At 37.5% G+C, this 16,755-nt stretch carries 10 protein-coding genes and 2 pseudogenes; all 12 read right to left on the bottom strand.

What is annotated here, in order from left to right; translation table 11 throughout:
* Positions 1-12: 12 nt before the first annotated feature.
* The gene (locus B6A32_RS18480; protein ID WP_085306400.1) at positions 13-702 is read right to left on the bottom strand and encodes a pseudouridine synthase; all 690 of its coding nucleotides are present in this window, start codon (positions 700-702) and stop codon (positions 13-15) included.
* A gap of 150 nt (positions 703-852) precedes the next feature.
* Positions 853-1,329 carry a GNAT family N-acetyltransferase gene (locus B6A32_RS18475; RefSeq protein WP_085306399.1) on the bottom strand — a complete coding sequence of 159 codons (477 nt, stop codon included), beginning with the start codon at positions 1,327-1,329 and terminating at the stop codon, positions 853-855.
* A gap of 132 nt (positions 1,330-1,461) precedes the next feature.
* The gene (locus B6A32_RS18470) at positions 1,462-2,571 is read right to left on the bottom strand and encodes an XdhC family protein (RefSeq protein ID WP_085306398.1); all 1,110 of its coding nucleotides are present in this window, start codon (positions 2,569-2,571) and stop codon (positions 1,462-1,464) included.
* A gap of 132 nt (positions 2,572-2,703) precedes the next feature.
* Positions 2,704-4,311 carry an HD domain-containing phosphohydrolase gene (locus B6A32_RS18465; RefSeq protein WP_085306397.1) on the bottom strand — a complete coding sequence of 536 codons (1,608 nt, stop codon included), beginning with the start codon at positions 4,309-4,311 and terminating at the stop codon, positions 2,704-2,706.
* 6 nt (positions 4,312-4,317) lie between these two features.
* Positions 4,318-6,534 carry a CHASE2 domain-containing protein gene (locus B6A32_RS18460; protein WP_085306396.1) on the bottom strand — a complete coding sequence of 739 codons (2,217 nt, stop codon included), beginning with the start codon at positions 6,532-6,534 and terminating at the stop codon, positions 4,318-4,320.
* Positions 6,534-7,394: an MBL fold metallo-hydrolase gene (locus B6A32_RS18455; RefSeq protein WP_085306395.1), complete on the bottom strand. Its 861-nt coding sequence runs from the start codon at positions 7,392-7,394 to the stop codon at positions 6,534-6,536. The genes B6A32_RS18460 and B6A32_RS18455 overlap by 1 nt, the downstream gene beginning before the upstream one ends.
* Before the next feature lie 23 nt (positions 7,395-7,417).
* Positions 7,418-8,656: an NHL repeat-containing protein gene (locus B6A32_RS19615; protein ID WP_408607685.1), complete on the bottom strand. Its 1,239-nt coding sequence runs from the start codon at positions 8,654-8,656 to the stop codon at positions 7,418-7,420.
* Positions 8,657-9,964: 1,308 nt separating this feature from the next.
* A pseudogene (locus tag B6A32_RS19650) lies at positions 9,965-10,825 on the bottom strand (tandem-95 repeat protein); the annotation flags it as partial.
* A gap of 15 nt (positions 10,826-10,840) precedes the next feature.
* Positions 10,841-14,095: a tandem-95 repeat protein gene (locus B6A32_RS18445; protein ID WP_085306393.1), complete on the bottom strand. Its 3,255-nt coding sequence runs from the start codon at positions 14,093-14,095 to the stop codon at positions 10,841-10,843.
* A 17-nt stretch (positions 14,096-14,112) separates the two neighbouring features.
* Positions 14,113-15,318, bottom strand: a complete 1,206-nt coding sequence (locus B6A32_RS18440; protein ID WP_085306392.1) for a FecR family protein — start codon at positions 15,316-15,318, stop codon at positions 14,113-14,115.
* A 9-nt stretch (positions 15,319-15,327) separates the two neighbouring features.
* Complete coding sequence (locus tag B6A32_RS18435) at positions 15,328-16,620, bottom strand: surface lipoprotein assembly modifier (protein WP_085306391.1); 1,293 nt, start codon at positions 16,618-16,620, stop codon at positions 15,328-15,330.
* 38 nt (positions 16,621-16,658) lie between these two features.
* Positions 16,659-16,755 (bottom strand): annotated as a pseudogene (locus tag B6A32_RS19185) (IS982 family transposase); the annotation flags it as partial.

The following is a 16,755-nucleotide window of genomic DNA, read 5'->3' as shown; positions in this document are numbered from 1 at the left end:
GATAAAATATCTTTACACAAATGCACTGACTTCTTCGGGTGTTAAATACCGCCATTGAGCCAATGGCAAGTCTGCAAGCTTAACTGGACCTATTTGCTCACGATGTAAACCTATAACTTTGTTTCCAACCGCGGCAAACATACGTTTTACTTGATGGTACTTTCCTTCGGTTATGGTCAGCAATACTTCACGCTCATCAACTTGCTCTAACTTAGCAGGACGCGTTAAATCATCTTCACCTTGAAGTTGTACACCAAGTAAGAATTTTTCGGCTGTATCGTCCTTTAAAGGGCTTCTCAACCACACACGGTATACTTTTTCACACTGCTTTTTAGGGGAAATTATATTATGCGACCAACGACCGTCATCTGTTATCAATACTAAGCCGGTTGTGTCAGCGTCTAATCGACCTGCAATGTGCATGTCGAATGCTCTATCTACATCAATTAAGTGTAATAACGAAGGATAAATTTCATCGACATTTGAACAAATGGTATCTAAAGGCTTATGAAGAATAATATAGCGAGAGCTACGTGCTGTAAGCCTTTGCCCTTCTATACAAATATCATTATTTTCATGAACTTGTGTCGCAGGATCTTTCACAACCACATCATTAACGGTGACTTTACCCATTTTAAGTAGTTTCTTAGCTTCGGTGCGAGTGAGCTCGGTGCTTTTGCATACAAATTTGTCTAGACGCATAGTCAATAATATCGTAATAAGGTTGAGGGTTAAGGCGAGGCTATTATCACTATTTGAATATTTTTATCAAGGTTAGCGCCATAAAACTGTGTTGATCATGCCCCTTTTCTATTTTTATTTCTTCCCTATGAACCGCTAAATTCCGTTTATTCACTGATTATACTGAGGGAATTCTTTTATCATATACAAGATATTATTTAAGCTAAGTTGTTCAGGATAACTTTCAAAGCTAAAACCAAAATTTTGATAACTTTTAATAGCGCTATGATTTTGCTCTAAAACAAATAATGAACAAGCATGAGTTTGTAGATCAGCCATTCCTTTGCTCATTAGTTGTGTCATTAAATGACCCGCAATGCCTTGCCCTCTTAGCTTAGGCTTTACGACTAACCTTGCTAGATGGCACCTACCAAGGCGCAAGTAATACTGTCCAAATGCTAACAACTCGGCTTGCTCTGAAAGTAAACAGTACGATGGTAAGCTCATTAACTTTAATTCACTCTTGAGCGTATCTAAACTTAAAGGAAAGTTAATGCTTGGGCCTGACCAAATATCTAGCTCATCTTGGCTTGAAAACCATGACATAAGTTCAATTAATTGTTCATCTGTTGCGGAAGATAAATGCATAGCCACCTTATGGAGTTTGGGTAATATAGTCAGTAATCGAGTTATTTAACAAAAGCCAACTAACGATTCGCGCTTAACTGCTTGAGTATTCAACAGAGTTACTAAACAATGACACGGCTATGCTAAGAGCCCTTAGTTCTTGTCGTTATTAATAAACTTACCTGACAGTGCCAAACCATTGCGCTGATGTAAAACACTATGACATTGCGCTAATATCGATAAAGCTATTGATTCAGGAAGCTCACCGCCAATATCTAAACCAGCTGGACCATTAACCTGTCGCATAAGCCAAGCTTTATCTGAAATATTAGATAATGCTTCAACATTGCCTCTGCGTTCAATAGGTCCTAATAAACCAATGTATTTTGCGACATTATTTTCATGCAATAAGCGCAACCATGCTGAATCTAAGTTTAAGTTATGAGTCATTAATACAGCGGCATCAATTTGCTTAAATTGAGCGAAAGCAGAAAAGTCATCTGGGTGAACACGAATAATTTCAGCAGCATGTTTAAAGTTACTATTGCGAGCATAACTTGAACGATGATCAACAACGGTTACTCGCCAACCCATTTGTGCAGCCATTGTAACTAGTGCTATAGCATCCGAGCCGCCACCAAACACCCATAAATTTGTTGGGGCAGAAATTTTAGTTAAAGACTGCTCATCTTGATCTACAGTGGCATTACAATGCGATTTATTCTCTGCGATCATGTTAACCAAAGCATTGTTGGATATTTTGCTACTTTCTTGTTGTGTTGTTAATAACTCCTGCCCTAAGTTATCAAATAAAACTAATTCATTTAAGCTTGTTTTTAATGAGTTTTGGGTTAGAAATACCTGCTGTAAATAACTGGTTTCACCCATTTGCATGCGTTGAAAAAGCAGTGCTAATAATTGATTAAATTCAGGGGTTATATATTGTAGTAATACGCCTATTTTGCCCTTACATCCAACGCCTAGCTCTGCGGCATAGCCATCTTCTTCAAGCATATCGTACTCAACAAAGTGAGCTTGCTCGTTATCGAAAACTTTTTTAGCATGCAAAACAATATTGGCTTCTAAACAACCACCACTCACTAAACCATGAGATTGCCCTAAGTTATTAACCAGCATAATAGCGCCAGGCGAGCGATAGCTAGATCCTTCTTTACTGACAATGGTAACAAGTACCCAGTTAAGTTTGTCGTTATGATTAAGATAATATTCTAGTAAAGAAAAGTGTGAATGGTTGTTAAGCAAGGATAATCCTTAAGGTTTAGAAAAAATGTTCATTAATACATTAAAAATGACAGAGTAAGTATGAATAGGAGGTTTTATATGCCTAGCCAATATGTAGCTATTATATAGACTAGACAGGCTTTAGATCAATATTCAGCTTAGCAAAGCTTCCATATCAAATTCATCAAGCTGTTTCGGATCAGCGAAGTTTAAAATGTAAGGTTCGTATACTTTAGAACGTACAAAAATAGCAAACAGATCTGAATCTAGATGATTGTTTTTTGCCATGCTGCTCATTATTTTTAAACATTCACTGACTGGTTTTGCACTTTTGTAAGGTCTATCTGCAGCAGATAATGCTTCGAATATATCAGCTAATGCCATTAACCTAGCCGGTACAGACATTTGCTCTTTAGTTAGTCCTCTTGGGTAACCTTTACCATCCATGGTTTCATGGTGACCTAACGCATATTCTGCAACATTAGATAAATGCTTAGGAAAAGGTAATGCTTCAAGAATATCTAAAGTAACATTCATATGCCTTTGAATGATTTTTCTTTCGTCATTGTTCAACGTGCCACGTTTAATACTTAAATTAATGATTTCATCTTCTGAGAGTACTGGCTGCTTTACTTTATCGATCATGATTTCGTATCGTGTTGAAATCATGTGTATATTTTTTTCCTGCTCGTCAGTTAAAAACTCGCCACCTACGTTTACTTTTTGCAGAAACGCCGTATCTAATTTCAACTGTTTTTTAGCTAAATCTCTTTCTCGTTCTAACTGATCGACTCGAACAGTGTTTCCGGCTTTTAGTGCTGTGATCATCTGCTCTTGGAAGTGAATATCTATATCTCGACCCGCGATTTCTAATTTAGCGGTAACATAATGAATGCGATCAAATATCGTTTCTAATTTTCTTGATTTTTCCATCACATGATCTGGTGTGGCGATCTTGCCACAATCATGCAACCAACCTGCAATACTTAATTGATGTCTATCTTGTGCCGAGAGTTTGAATGAGGCTAAAGGCCCTTCATCATAGTCACTAACAGCGTCTGCAATCATCAAGGTAAGCTCTGGTACACGCTTACAATGCCCACCGGTATGAGAAGATTTAGCATCAATCGCTACCGCGATAGTTTTAGCAAACGACTCAAACAATTGCTGCATGTTTGTAATCAGTGCTCTGTTAGTTAACGCAATTGCCCCTAATGACGCAAAAGATAATATCTGTTGCTCAACTTCTGGTGCGTAACTGATAATGTCATTATCACTCATGGCATTAATTAATTGAATAACGCCAATAATATCACCCGTATGATCTTTCAACGGAAAAGTTAGCATTGATTTTGTACGGTAGCCTGTCGTACTGTCCATTTTTCTTGCAGCACTAAAATCAAAAGGAAAAGCATCGTAGACATCTTCGATATTGATCACTTCACCGGTGTTAGCGGCATGGGCAACTATAGCTGAGCAGTTTGGTTGGTTATCAATAAATAACGGAATACCTGGAAAATTAATAGCTGAGCCTGAACTACCACCTAGATGAAGGTTCATACTTTTATTGTATATGGTGCGAAACTCTAATTCTTTTAAGCCATTGACCAAATAAATAGAACCAGCATCTGAGTTTGAAACTTCTACAGCCGCCAGCAGAATTTTTTCCATAAGTAAGTCGGTATTTTCTTCTTTACTTAATTGGATACTAATATTAAGTAAGTGCTCAAAAGCCGCTTGTTGTGATGAATTATTAGTCATAATGAATTACTTACTTTCATGGGTATATACCCCATCCCAGTTCGTTGCATCGACATTATCGATAAGATTAACTATTCGTTCTATCAATATATTATAAATAGTGATTGGTAAATTAGCATTTTGTTTTAATTGGGTAAACATTTCTTGAGATTCAATAAAGTTACCGGTTAGGTAATTTTCCATGGCTTGTTCATGCAATAAAACATCCGCTTTAGTTTCATCACTTACATCTGCTTCAAAACCGATAGGTTGATAAATTTCAACCGCGGTGTTTTTACCCTTTACTTTTATTCTATCCATTTTTCGACAGATAACATTATGCTTGGAAATTTCTTCAAACGTACTGCTTGAAACTAAAATATCAACGCCATAATATTTCGTTAACGATTCTATTCTAGCGCCTAAATTTACTGCATCTCCAAGCACGGTATAAGCTTTTCGATAAGTAGAACCCATATCGCCCACCACCATTTCACCAGTGCTTATACCTATACCTACTCGAATGGCTGGCCAGTTTTTCTCTTTAAATTTTTCACTTAACACTTCAGTTAACGTAATAAGTTGCATAGCACTCAACACAGCATTAACAGCATGGTCTTCGTCGTCTAACGGCGCATTCCAAAGTGCCATGATCATGTCACCAACGTACTTATCTATTGTGCCTTTGTTATCAAAGATAATAGCCGTAGCTTCAGATAAGTATTCTTTAAGGAAGTCACTTAACTCTTCTGGCGTAAACTGTTCTGATAAGGTCGTAAAGTCCCTAATATCAGCAAATAGTACCGACATGTCTTTACGCTCTGTTTTAAGCTCTACTCCCTTAGCTGAACGGATCATTTTTTCGATGTATGCTGGTGGTACATATTGATCAAACATACCTTTTATTTTTTTACGATTTGCATTTTCTGATACAAAGCCAACCGCGCCATAATAAATGGTTAGTAGTGTTATCAATAAAATTATTTGAAATAGTGGCAAGCTCACTTTTAATGCCCACCAACAATACCAATTAAAACTAATGTGCAAAGCAAAACTGACTAAGCTAATGATTAAAATTCTCATCGGCCCTTGTTTAGTCATCAATATAGCTAAAGTAAAGCCTGTTAGCAGTAACAACGTAAAAACAATAGCTACGGTGATATCAAGCTCTACAGGTATAATTTCAGGGTGTATAAGCCCTTCAAAGACATTCGCATGTACTTCTACTCCTGGATATTGAACACCAACTGAAGTGGTTCGCAAATCAGCTAAACCAACGGCTGAGGTGCCAATAAATGCTACAGAACCGTTCAATACATCTTCTTCAACACGATTATTTAATACATCGGTAGCTGAAACATATTTAAAACTGCGCTCACGGCCTTTATAAGGGATAAAAATTTGACCTTTTTCATTGGTTGGAATGAAGTGACTACCAAAACTAAGCCCCTGAAGCCATGACGCTCCTCCGGATTGTTTACTTTTAGTTTCAATGGTATCGGCCAAAGTGTAAACCCGCGCCGCCTCAAGTGCTAACGATGGGTATAACTTTCCTTGGTAATTTAAAACCAACGATGCTTTACGAATAAAACCGTCACTTTCTGGTACAGAATTTATAAAACCGGCCCCTGTAGCAGCAGACTGTAGGACAGGTATATTAGCCAGTACATGTTTAAAACTGGCTATTTCTGAGAGTTGGCTTTCATCATTAGACCAATTAATAACTGAGTTAGGTATTTGTCCAGCATTTTGGGCACTGTCATCAAATAAAAAACCTAGTACCACTTCTGAATTTTCTAAAGTTTTAGCAAATTCTTGATCAAAATTAACAGAATCTATTAATTGTTTAAGCTGCTCACGAGGTTGTTGCCCAAGATGATTATTTTTACTTAAAACAACTTCGACTGCATTTCTTTCAGGCTCGGCAAAAAATATATCGAATGCGACAACAACAACACCTGCATCCATGAGTTTAACAACGAGATCACTAACTTTACTCCGACTCCAAGGATATCGGCCTTGCTCGCGCATACTTTTTTCGTCAATATCAATAATAATAACTTGTTCATCAAATTGTCGAGGTTCATTTGATAACGTTGCTAAAAGACGTGCATCATACAAAATACCTTCAACCCGTTGTAATAGCTTTTGAACGTTATCAACACGGATAAAGTTTAAGCCGATTACCAATAAGGTAATGACTAAACCTACTAGAAAACTTTTTGAACGTAAGATATTGATCATTAATTTATGCGCTGCGCATTATTTTGCTTAGACAGATTAACAATCGTCCCCTCTCGAGCGCAGAAAATTTCCAGTTTATTTTTGTATTGCGCTTGTAATAGTTTTTCTTCGTGTAATAACTCTGTGTCGGTACGGGCAGGATCGTGGCTAATAATGTATAAACTTTTAACTTTTGCTTCGTAGGCTAACCTTGCCACTTCTGAAAAAGTACTGTGCCCCCAACCAAGCTTTAAAGGTAAATCAGCTTCAATATATTGTGCATCATGAATTAACATATCGGCATCAGCAATAAAATCAAGCCATTGTTGCCATGAGGTGTTTTTTACATCCGGTGAATTCAGTTCGTTATCGGTAACATAGGCAATTTTTTTACCTTCTGCCACTAAACAATAAGCCGTACCGCCATCAGGGTGATTTAAGCGTTGGGTATTGACTTCAAAACCAGGAATTTCAAACTGCTTTAACGCTGAACTTTTAATATCGACTTTTATATTAGCCGGTAGCTGCCCAAATTTAACTGGATGAGTCGACCCTGACATTTGCGTGAGAATCGCATCTTTATCATCGCCATCAACGTTACCGGTGACAATTGAAATATCTCTATTCGTTTGAAATATTGGCCTAAAATAAGGAAAACCTTGAATATGATCCCAGTGATTATGCGTTAACAATATATTGATAGGGTGTTTTGTTTTTTCCAACCTTTCACCAAGCTCAACGATGCCTGTACCTGAATCTAGAACCACGTTATGGCCATTATCTAGAGAAATATAAACACAGGAAGTATTACCGCCAAAGATCAGAGTGTTCTTACCCGGTGTAGGGGTAGATCCCCTAACACCGTAAAATTCTATTTTCATAAAGTCGCTTATTTTGTGTGAAATTAATTGAGTTTATAGTGACTTATATTAATATTGTTTTTTTCTGTTGCACCTTGATAACATTGGCCAGCAACAACAAATGAACTATTGTTAAGTAATATAATAGACTCGACACTTGCTGCTGATGAGCAATTTAATTCAATATAATAGCCATTATCATCAAACGATGTATCTATATCGCCATTGGTTTTAATACGGCCAATTAGGTAACCACTGTTACCTAAAATTTCACCATCACCAGCGACAATAATATTGTTATTACCATCAATTAAAGCATCTTTAACTATAGTATCTCCAAGCACCGCCATGGTATAGCTTGCTTTACCATCACCAGAGAAGCTAGTAACTAACTCGCCTGACGATGTAGTTTTAACTGCTTTAAGGGTAATTGGACTTAAAAAAGCTGAGCCACTTCCAATCCATACTAAGTCATTGTTGTTGTCAAATATTAATTTTTGCACGCTATCATCGTAAGATGGACTCATATCGATAGTTTGCTCATTATCAAGTAGGCCAGTTGCTAAATATTTCACTACCAGCATATCTTTATCACCGGTATCACGATTACCACCTGCAAAAATATTATCGCTAGCGTCGATTTCAACGGTTAAATAATCATCGGTGTTAGCACCTATAATATAGCCAGAGTTAATCCCAGTATTAAACAAAGTATCAAGCTCACCGTTACTGGTTAATCGCAAAGCGAAAGCACTTATATTACCACTTTCAAAGCTACCCACGGCAATAAGTCTACCTAAGCTATCAGTCTTAACTTGATTGAACTTTATATTAGTTGAAGAAATTGCTGATGTTGTATAAATACCATTGATTGCAAAACTTGAATCCAATAAGCCATTTTGATCTAAACGTGCAATAAATCCATCAGTATTATCACCTTCCGTAACATCACCATAGATGATGAAATTTCCGGTTGGTAACTCCAACATGCCATTAACTTTAGCGCTGGTGCCAATTTTTAATTGTTTGTTACCGTCACTATCAAACGTTGTGTCTAATTGTCCAGCACTTGTCAGCCTAGTCAAAATAATATGTTGATTAGTGCCATCATCGGCAATAGAAGCGATGAGATACTTACCCGCTTGCGCGCCACTTTGAATCTGTAATATTTCAGCTGCGCTGTCATCTGAATATGAACTTGAATGCGTTAAGGTGTTTTTCCCATTATCAAAATCGTTCTCATCAAATAAATCGCCATCCGAATCGAAAACAGTAATGGCCATATCGTTATCGCTACCATCTTCAACATAACCAGCGATCCAAATACCTTCATCCCCATCTAAGCTCATTGACTTCGCATAAGCATTATTTCCCGAGTAATTAGCTAACCGATAGCCATTAGAGCCATAATCGTCGGTATCTACACTACCATCTAAAAAGACACGTGTTGCAAATGGTTTATAATTACTGCCATCAAACAAATTACCGCTTAAAAGTAGGTTGTTATCTTCATAGTTATAGACGTAATCTGTAAATTCACTTATACCTGTACCCAAAACACCATCAACATCGTAAGTAGCGATTCCGTTAGTACCAAAGCCTGTAACATACTGGGCAAAACTATCAAGTTCTATAATAAAGGCGTCTTGCTCATCACTTGCTAAAACTGTCGAGCCTACGATATGAGCAGTATGACCACCAGCACCTGTATTTTCACCGTCAATAGCCTTAACTTTATCATCTTTGCCAATACTCCCTACATCATAAACTTTTGGAGTACTGTTATTAAAATCAGCGTAACTGCCATCAGCATTTTTCGGATTGAATATCCAAGCGAAAACATCATAATCGCCATCGGCCGATAACACATTACCAGCAATCATCGCTTCATTATCGTGTGGGTTGTATACAGCAACACCCTCGTCGTCTAGATTATTACCGGTAATATCGAGCATAATATGGGGCGAATGAACGACCTCCACACCAGAAACAATCGTGGTCGATGTTTGAAAATTACCGTTTTTATCAACTCTAATCACTAACAGGTCATCATCAGACGCATCTTTTACTTTACCGACTGCAACTATAGTTTCAATTTCGGTAGTATCGTCCCCTTGTGTAGCAGGAATTAAATAAGCTACCGCGTCATTGATTGAAAGCGTTTTTTGTTCATCAGTACATCGTAAGCCATTATCACCAAAGCTGTCATCAATATCGCCGTCGTTATCCACTTTAATAAAGCACACTTCTGTAACATTATTTTCATTACGTTCAAAGGTAACAAAGTAATCATTGCCAATATTTACGATCGCTTTAGCATACTCATTTGCACCGTAATCAAAGGTTTTTGTCCCGTTATTACCAAAACCGTTATCTACGTCGCCATCATCTTTATAGGCCACCATATATATATCTTTATCAACATTATCTATGCTGCCGACAAAATACACTCTAGAGCCATCCCTAACAGAGTCAGTTAACTGTGCTTGGGTTTTCTTTCCGGTTAACTCTAATCCACCAAAAGCTGTACGGCCAAAGTCAGATTGCTCTTCAATCGAAGAGTCTCCACCCTCGTTGGTTATATTGATAGTAATAGTAACATCTGTAGATGCTATTAATGGGCTACCATCATCAGTAACAGTAGCAGTTAAGGTATGAGCCTGATTTGTTTCAAAGTCGAAAGGAAAAATACCTTTTACTGTAATAGCACCTGTTGTGGGGTCTATTTCGAATAAACTAATATCACCGGCGCTGAGGGAATAAACAATTCCATCCCCCTCAATATCAAGCGCACTAATGGTGCCAACAGCGTCTCCACCTGTGGCCAGTTCAGTAATGCTAAAAGTATAAGATGCTGCGCTTGGAATAGGTGCATCGTTTACCGCTTGCATATTAAGTGTAACAGTAACAGTTTCACTGAAATCTTCACCATCAGTTACTGTATAGCTAAAATCATTAGCACCAAAAAAGTTAGGCACAGGTGAGAAGTTAAATGAGCCATCAGCATTAAAAGTTAAATTACCGTCAGTGGTATTATCAGTAGCTAGCACTACTGTTAACGCATCACCATCAACATCGCTAGCGCCTTCTAATAAATTATCAGTATCTGCTGCAGACTTACTAAAAGTAGCATCTTCATCAAAGGTGTAGCTTTTTGTAGTACTTGATACAAGGGGAATATCATTAATAGGGTTTATGGTTAATGTGACTCTACTGGTACCTACGCTATCACTAGTACCATCATTAACTTTATATTCAAATGTTTTATCCCCAAAAAAGTTGAGTGTTGGCGTATATATAAATGAGCCATCAGTATTAAGGGTTAAGTTAGGATCGTCGTCAGAAAACAATGTTACAGTTAACGTATCACCATCAGCATCAGTCGCATTACTTAATAAGTTATTACTATCGCTTGTTAATAGTGTAAAACTATTATCTTCATCGAAACTAAAGCTTTTATTGCCTGTTTATACAGGAATATCGTTAACAGCATTAACAGTTAAGGTAACACTAGCCTGAGCTGTACCACCATTTCCGTCACTTATTTGATAAACAAAATTGTCTGTAGTATTGAAGTTTAAATTCGGCGTATAACTAAACGCGCCATTGCTATTTAAGACTAAAGAGCCATTACTTGTGCTAGAAACCAGAGAAACAGTTAAGCTGTCGCCATCTACATCACTATCATTGTTTAATAAGTTATTTGTATCTGAAGCTAATATATTTAAAACAATATCTTCATTAATACTATAGGCATCAGCAATGGCAATCGGCAGGTCATTAACAGCACTTACCGTTAGTGTAACGTTACCTTGAGTACTTCCCCCATTGCCATCAACAACTTCATAGGTAAAGCTGTCTGTGCCATTAAAGTTAAGGCTTGGTGTATAACTAAATGCACCATTGGCATTTAAGGTTAAACTGCCATTATTAACAGTTGAAATCGGCGTTGAATTAATAGCTAAATTATCACCGTCTGCATCAGTTGCACCGCTCAGTAAACTGTCAGCATCACCAACTAATTTAATTAAATTACCATCTTCAAGAATAGTAAAGACCTTACTGACTATTATTTCAGGCACATCGTTTAGTGCAGCAATGTCTATCGTAACGCTCGCTTGGGCTGTGCCGCCATTACCGTCTGTAATTTGGTAAATAAAACTATCAATACCATTAAAATTAAGATCAGGAATATAAGTAAATGAGCCATCACTATTTAGCGTTAAATTACCGTTATTAACGTCTGACAACGGTGTAGTATTAATACTGAAGTTACTGCTAGTTGTACTAGAGATTGGCGTGGTATTAACCGTTAAAGTATCGCCATCAACATCACTATCGTTACTTAATAAGTGATTATTGCTGCTTGGTAAAACCCTCAATACGGCATCTTCAGCCAAGCTATATCGGTCATTAACGGCTATTGGCGCATCATTAACAGGGAAAACAGTTAACACTAATGAACCTGAGCTAGGCCCATTAATGCTATCAGTTATTGTATAAGTAGCAGTAATTTCACCAAAAAAGTTTAATGCCGGAGTGATGTTAAGTTTATTATCTACAATGTCTGCTGTGCCATTTTCTAAACTAACCGATAGAATTGTTAGAAAATCGCCTTCGCTATCCCTATCATTCGCTAAAACATCAACTGTGATTGGCGTATCTTCGTTTGTGCTAGCAAGGTCATTAACAGCAACGGGCGCATCGTTTAATGGGATAACTGAGATATTTACATTTGCGGTATTAGTTAACCCTGTGCCACTAATAACTTGATAAGTAAAACTATCAACGCCATTAAAATCAGACTCTGGTAAATAGCTAAAACTACCATCGTCAGCCAACGTTAGACTACCATTTTGAGGTGCGCTTACTGGTGTTGTATTAACTCGTAAAGATGAATTATCAATATTGGTATCATTAATTAATAAACCATTTGATGCTTCAACAATCAGCTGAATATCTTCTTGAACCTGGTAGTTATCATCTAACGCAACAGGAATATCCGCCGTTGGGTTGATCGTAATAGTAACAAAAGCTTGGGCATTTAAGCCGGCTGAATTCTTTATTTGATATTGAAATTGATCTACACCAAAAAAATTACTATTGGGAATATAGGTAAAGGTACCGTCTAGCGCTAAATTTAACAGTCCGTGTTGTGGTTGAATCAGTAATAGCTCTTGTAACTCAAAAGGCAAATCATTCGGGTCGCTATCGTTAGCTAAAATACCTAAATTAATAGCAGATACTACTAGTGTGCTGTCTTCATCCACGGTGTAATTATCGTTAAGCGCAAGAGGAGGTAAAACATCACCGTTAGGTAATATGGTAACTCTTGCTTCGGCAGTGCCTCCTTGACCATCAGTAACTTGATAAACAAACTGATCGTTTTCAACTAAAACACCAAACGATTGATAAGAAAAACTACCATCCGCGTTAATTGATAAAGTGCCTGACTGGGGTGGAGTTATCGGTGTTGTCGTGATAGCTAAATTATCGCCATCTATGTCAGAGTCGTTACTTAATAAGTTAGTATCAACGGCGCTAATATTCCCACTGGCATCGACACCATAAGCATCATCTATGGCTATTGGGTTATCATTTACAGCGAGTATTTCAAAAACTACCGTTGCTTCAGCTGTTGCCCCTTCAGCATCCATAACTCTATAACTAGCACTGTCAGTGCCGTGGAAATTTAATCTAGGAACATAAGTAAAGTTACCTTCATCATCACGTGTTAATGTACCATTAATGGGTGCTAACAATATGCTTTCAATGATTAAAGGTAACCCTTCGGGATCAAAGTCATTATCGAGCATATTAACGGTAATGGTTTCATCTTCATTAACTTGGTAGCTATCGTTATTTGCAACAGGAGGTAGGTTCGTGACCCCCGTTAACTTAGCCAAACTAAAAGGCGCTGATTTTCCGCTTTCACCACCGTTATCAATACCTGTAACCAATAAATGATAATTTTTGCTTTCGTCGACATCATTAAATTGCGCTGTTGTGCCATTAATGGCCAATTGCTGAATACCGTTTTCTAGTTCAGTAGCATTCTCTGATGTTACACCAACTTCTGTCGCTGCATATAAATTATAGCGCTCTAGTGTTGAGTTCCCTGACCAAGAAACAGTAATAAGCCCATTTTCTCGGCTCGCACTTAATGCTGAAATTTGGATTGGCTGCCAGTTAACACTAAAAGCATCAACCACGACGCTATTGCCTAAGCTATCTTCTACAACAAGCTCTATACGTAGTGAACCCGCTACTTCATCTGATAATTGAGGGTTAAAGCCGGTAATGGTCGCTTGAAAATCAGGAGTACAATTGTCTGCACATAAAACCAAACTACGTGCAGTGTTAGGCAAATATAGCGATACTTTATTCATTACATCAGTATCTGATGCAGTAACGCCAAACGTTAAATTCCCCTCAGCAATACCGGTTGTGTTGGGGTACCTGATGGTACCTAGTGCATTTGAAAAGCTAGTACTAACTGTGCTATTACTCTCGCTTTGTGTGCCCGCAACTTTTTGAGGCGTAGCAAGTGTTAAACCTGATTGCCCAGTTAAATCAAAAGTTTGTGCACTAGGCACTTGAGGAGTAGTGACTACCGGAGCAGTATCAACTGGTTTTTGTTCAGATACTGAGTCACCACCTCCGCCACCACATGCGGTAAGGCCCAATAAAGTAATAATATATATACATCTATTAATATACATTTTAAAAATCCTAATGTTTATGGGCGAATAGTAAATGAACCGTCAGCATTTACTGATGGGTTATTAACTTCTTGTAAATCAAAACCGCCAATAATTTCATCTAAACCATTGGAAAAAGCACCAAATATAATACCTTCAGCTCTATTATCACCATGCGAAGCAAAGTTAATACCTAGGTCGAGTTGATCAATATTTATCAATCCTGAGTATGCGGCAAACCATTCGCCCTCGCTGTCAGAAAAACTCAACGTGCCGCCTGGTACAGAAGCATTATCAAAATCTATGGTCATGTTGATAGAAAAATCACTTACTCCCCCAACGCTCGAAACAATGGCATTTTGGGTTACATTATTATAATCAATAACGCCTGTGCGCTCTGCTAAAAGCTCTGCGACTGATGAACCATCAATACCTTGCTGCTCAGACTCATTATAAACATCGCTTTGGTCATTAATATCAATATCAGCTGTGTCTAACTCGATTGGACTGACATCTGAGTCTACTAATACAGTTTGTGTTGTTTCGGGTGATTCATTAATATCGCTTTCTTCATCGACATCACTAGGTGCAACATCAGAAAAGCCTAAAGAAATAGCGGCTGGTGCTTGAGTCATGCGGGTTACTTGACCTTGAGCATTTACAGAAGCAAACGCGAAGTCTTCTGAGCTGCCAAGTGATAAAATACTTTGATCGTTTAACGCAACATCAATATTACCGCTGTAAACCGCTAAAAAAGTTTCCCCTCCAACAACTTCAACAGCAAAGTGTGTACCACGAATACCAATACTTCCTACAGGGGTTTTAACTTGGTAATCACCACCCGATTTTTTAATCAAGCCACTTATTGAGCGAAAACCTCCGTTAACAACTTCAAGCGTTGCTGAAGACTCTCCTGCCTCTGGACTATATTTGTAATTAGTGATTAAAATTTCTGTATTTGCTTTTAAAGTAATTAATCCACCATCAGTCATACTAAATTGGGCTTTACTTTTATCACCAGTAACAATTTTATCTACGGTGAATATTTGTGAGCGACGTTTAAGTTTGCGTTTTTCATTATTATCGACATTAAACGACTCCACGGTTCCCTTGGCTAGAATCGTTTTGCCTGCAACATCACTTGCTAAAGCTGAACTTTGTAAGCCTAAAACACACATAAAAAACGTAAACAATAAACGAGTGTTAAATACTTTAAACCTGCTTAGATACTTATTTGTTTTCATCGTTTACCCCTAAAAGCTCATACGAGCAGATAAATTAATTTCAGCACGTTGATAGGAAAAAAGTGCTAGATTACTATCTTTGTCTTGCATATTAGCACTTAATTGGTAGGTCCAATTTGTAGAATCTTTATATTGAATTGACGAACTAAACAACCACATATCATCTTTCTGCTTTTCTAAGAAAAAAGGATGTTCATGCTGATAGGCTTGGTGTTGAAAAGCAATATTGGTCGTTGCCAACCATTGTTGATTAATAGCAAAATTAACCATGTAATTAATCGTGTTAATATCTTTGCTATTGTGCTGGCTTTCAACAAATTCACTTTCTTCTTGAGAATAGATAAGTGAAAGAACATGTCGCCATTTTTGCGTTAGATATTGAGCCGATAATTGAATGGAAGCGTCATCAGTATTTAAAAGTTTATTGATATCATTTTTAGTTTTACCTACAAAAGCTTGCGTTGAAAGCATCCATTGTTGATTAAGAGTCTTACTTAAGCCAAAAGTGGCACCATATTGTGTTCGGTAATATTCACCATCTAACCAAAGTGGCACAGCTCTAAACCCAACATTGGCACTAAAAGCTTCAAAATCTTTATGATATTGCACGTTAGTTCTAAGTGTTATTCGGTTAAATTCAGGCTCACTAAAAAAACGATGTAATTTACCACTACCCAAAAATGTTAATTTCGACGACTGAGTTAACGCTTTAGTGCCACTTAATTGATAGCCAAGCCCTAAATAACTATCACTGTTTTCTTTACTGCTTTCAGAGAGAAGAATTTCTTGGTCTAAAAAAGGTAAATAAATATTATCTTCACTAGTGCCTGCATTTATATTCGAGTCATACCCCAAACTCATATTCACTGATTGTTGTATAAATAATGATTGCTTATTAAGTGCAACACTTGACTGGCGGTTTAAACTTTCTGTTGAGGCTTTCAGCTTAGGAGATATTGCGTCAATATTAATTAACGACTGCGTAATTTCGACAGACGCATGATAATTTTTCATTAGATGATAAGCACGGGCTAGGTAATATTGTGCATCTAACCACTGCGGCTTATTCGCAACAACACGCTCAAATGCATACACAGCAAATTCATTCTCTTTTACTTTAAGCGCTGCAATACCATAAAGAAAATCAAAGTCAGGATCGCCTAAATGCTCATCTTCAAGGCTGGTTGCCAACTGCCATGCACGGCTAGCATCATTGCTTTGAATTTCTTTTGATAAGGCGGCATAGGCACTATTGTCGCGAAATGTTTGCGCATTAATTGCAGAACTGGCGAATAACAACAAGAAAGTAATTAACCTGAGATCTGTTTAAGCCGTGTGTTTTAAATGGCCATCAGAGCAAATTCACTCGGTGATAATTTAATACATGGCTTTTGTTCTTTTAGACAATAAGCCACTATGCCAGAAATAACATTCAGC

The organism is Colwellia polaris (genome assembly GCF_002104515.1).
In the GTDB taxonomy this organism is placed as follows: domain Bacteria; phylum Pseudomonadota; class Gammaproteobacteria; order Enterobacterales; family Alteromonadaceae; genus Cognaticolwellia; species Cognaticolwellia polaris.
The sequence above is the reverse complement of the archived record's forward strand: the minus strand, read 5'-3'. Positions and strand labels throughout refer to the sequence as shown.